We start from the raw sequence: 2,670 nt of genomic DNA, 5'->3' as shown, positions 1-2,670 counted from the left end.
GTCATGAGTGCCCGGTATATTATTCGATTTACGAGACCCCAATGCAGGCTTTTTCTTCACCCTGCCCATCCGTTTACCCGATTGTTTCACTACCGTCTTCGCGGCCACGGATTGCGCTTCGCCATTCTCCATCGTTCTTTGATACTTTACCCATTGATATTGAACCTTCCCAACAGTTGTTTCCAGCTCTTTCGCAATTTTCCTGAATGACATTCCCTGTTCACGCATTTTGATTATTTCATTTAACACAAGTTAACCTCCCAGCCTAAACGAGTAGTATATGAATTCATCTAAATATTATGACAATTATTCTTAAATTAATCGTACCACCCTATTCAAAAACCTACAATAAACGCATTTTGTCGTATCTTGTTTGTGTTGATGAAAACATACTAAGTACGCGGAATTTATCTTGAATTATTCCTCATTTAATCCCAAAAAACCTATATAAAGCGATTTCATTGATGATCCGACAATTTCCAAGTAAAAGAATCGGTGCAAATGTGACAAATTGTTCAGGTATTTTACAATTTATTCTTTTCCTTCTCTAGAGAAGGATCATCTTCTATGCTATAACTAAGAAAGAACAAATAAGCATGAGGTGATAATCTTGGAAGTACTGCTAATGATTTTAATGATCTTCTCCATACTATTATTCTTTCTATCTTTTTTTCAAAAAGACCGGTATTCGGCACTTGCAAAAGAAGTGGAAGATTTATCGATGACAATGCTGCAGGAAAATTATCAAATGAAGAAACGGCTGAAAGTGCTGGAAGAGGAACTGATGATGGACGGTGAATCTTCAATGAAAAGTCTTTATACGGTCAGAAAACCGATTCATGAGGTAGTAAGAAATCAAGTCATTGCACTCTATCAACAAGGAATTCCGCTAGACCAAATTGCAAAGCAATCAGCCCTTTCAAAATCCGATGTCAAACATATTATTTCAACGCTATAGAAAGGAGCTCATATGAACAAACAATCAACCAGAGCCTTCTCCGCCGGAATGTTGTTTATCGCCGTCATCATATTCATTTATTGTTTTTACTTTGATACGTCTTCTTCTCTATCCTCTGTTCCCATCCCTGATGGTCATGCAGTCATAAAGGAATCAGTATTAAAAGAGAAAGAGAACGAAATTGCAGAGTTAAAAGAGCAGCTGAATACGATAAAAACAGAATCCGGGAAAGATAAGTCTCCTTCCACAAGTGAAAAGTACCAATTGACTTTAACGATTGAATCGGGGATGACACCTGCTGATATTGAGGAAAAACTGAAACAAGCGAAGATTATCAGTGATGATGAGCAATTTGTCCAGCATATCGTAGATAATGAATATGCTGATAACATACAGATCGGTGATTTTCTCGTGAAATCCGGGATGTCCTTAGAAGAAATTGCAAAGCTGATTACAAAGTGAAGAAGTACTGTTATGAAAAACAAGCTGCCCGGCCACCGGGCAGCTTGTTTTTATTCTATTCGTTCAAATCATACCGGCGGCCTTTCACTAAATAAAAGACTCCTTCAGCAATATTCGTAGTGTGGTCCGCCGCTCTTTCCAGATAGCGGCAGATGAATGATAACTGAGTAATTTGGGCAGTGAATTCAGGCTTTTCTTTATTCAAAGTAAGAAGTTCCATAATTGTTTCCCCGTATAAATCATCCACCTTGTCATCCATTTCAGCGATTCTCTTCGCCTTAACAACATCTTCCTCTACGAAAGATTCCAGTGTCAAAGCAATCATATCAGTCGTGACACTGTGCATTTCTTTAATATGGTGTATGGGCTTGATCAACGGTTCTTTCCCGATACGGATCGTCGACTTTGCTACATTAACAGCGAAATCGGCAATTCGTTCAAGATCGGATGCGATCTTGATTGCAACGATCACTCTTCTTAAATCTGTTGCGACAGGCTGTTGCTTTGCAATCAGCAGGATTGCAAGGTCATTAATTTCTTCCTCAAGGTCATCTGCCTTCTGATCTCCCTCAATTATCGCCAGGGCCGTGTCTACATCTTTTTCTTCGAGTGCCTTAATGCTTTTCTCAAGAGATGCCCTGGCGATATTTCCAAGTTCCATAAGCTTCGTTTGAAGTTCCTTTAAATTCGCATCGAAATGTCCTCGTACTGACATTGTCATACCCCTCCCTGTGTCCCTGCACTTATTCTAGTTCAAAAAATTCATTACCCAAAACGACCGGAGATGTAATCTTCTGTTCGTTTGTCAGACGGAGTGGAGAAGATTTTATCCGTTTTATCGAATTCTACAACTTCACCGTTCAAGAAGAACGCTGTACGATCTGAGATACGTGCTGCCTGCTGCATGTTATGTGTCACGATAATGATGCTGTAGTCCGCCTTTAATTCCTGGACAAGTTCTTCAACCTTAAGGGTGGATATTGGGTCGAGTGCAGATGTCGGTTCATCCATCAAGATGACGTCAGGTTCGATCGCCAGACATCTTGCAATGCAGATACGCTGCTGTTGACCTCCGGATAATCCGTATGCATTAGAATTTAGACGGTCTTTTACTTCATCCCAAATCGCTGCTCCGCGTAAGCTTTTTTCAACGATTTCATCAAGTACCTTTTTATTTTTGATGCCATGCGTACGGGGGCCATAGGCAATATTGTCATAAATCGATTTCGGGAACGGATTGGGCTTTTGGA

Annotated in this window: 4 protein-coding genes and 1 pseudogene; 2 read left to right on the top strand and 3 right to left on the bottom strand. The window is 40.0% G+C overall.

The window, feature by feature from the left end:
• Positions 1–249 (bottom strand): annotated as a pseudogene (locus HP456_RS24870) (hypothetical protein); the annotation flags it as partial.
• A 361-nt stretch (positions 250–610) separates the two neighbouring features.
• Between HP456_RS24870 and HP456_RS19280 the strand changes: the two are divergent.
• Together HP456_RS19280 and HP456_RS19275 are read left to right on the top strand one after the other, a co-directional pair.
• The gene (locus HP456_RS19280; RefSeq protein ID WP_172254119.1) at positions 611–958 is read left to right on the top strand and encodes a helix-turn-helix domain-containing protein; all 348 of its coding nucleotides are present in this window, start codon (positions 611–613) and stop codon (positions 956–958) included.
• Positions 959–970: 12 nt separating this feature from the next.
• Positions 971–1,420, top strand: coding sequence for a hypothetical protein (locus HP456_RS19275; RefSeq protein WP_172254117.1), 450 nt, complete (start codon positions 971–973; stop codon positions 1,418–1,420).
• A 55-nt stretch (positions 1,421–1,475) separates the two neighbouring features.
• Here HP456_RS19275 and phoU read toward each other — a convergent pair whose 3' ends face one another.
• Both phoU and HP456_RS19265 read right to left on the bottom strand, forming a co-directional pair.
• Positions 1,476–2,135 carry a phosphate signaling complex protein PhoU gene (gene phoU, locus HP456_RS19270; RefSeq protein ID WP_172254115.1) on the bottom strand — a complete coding sequence of 220 codons (660 nt, stop codon included), beginning with the start codon at positions 2,133–2,135 and terminating at the stop codon, positions 1,476–1,478.
• A 50-nt stretch (positions 2,136–2,185) separates the two neighbouring features.
• Positions 2,186–2,670, bottom strand: a 485-nt coding sequence (locus HP456_RS19265; protein WP_172254113.1) for a phosphate ABC transporter ATP-binding protein, incomplete at its 5' end; no start/stop codon positions are given.

Origin of the sequence: Bacillus haikouensis, from assembly GCF_013179555.1 — a bacterium.
In the GTDB taxonomy this organism is placed as follows: Bacteria; Bacillota; Bacilli; order Bacillales; family Bacillaceae_B; genus Rossellomorea; species Rossellomorea haikouensis_A.
This window is presented reverse-complemented; position numbering and strand designations above follow the sequence as displayed.

Excerpts from the sequence above, each read along its gene's own strand:
- HP456_RS19275 (WP_172254117.1), top strand. The coding sequence starts at position 971 with ATGAACAAACAATCAACCAGAGCCTTCTCCGCCGGAATGTTGTTTATC.
- phoU (WP_172254115.1), bottom strand. The coding sequence starts at position 2,135 with ATGTCAGTACGAGGACATTTCGATGCGAATTTAAAGGAACTTCAAACG.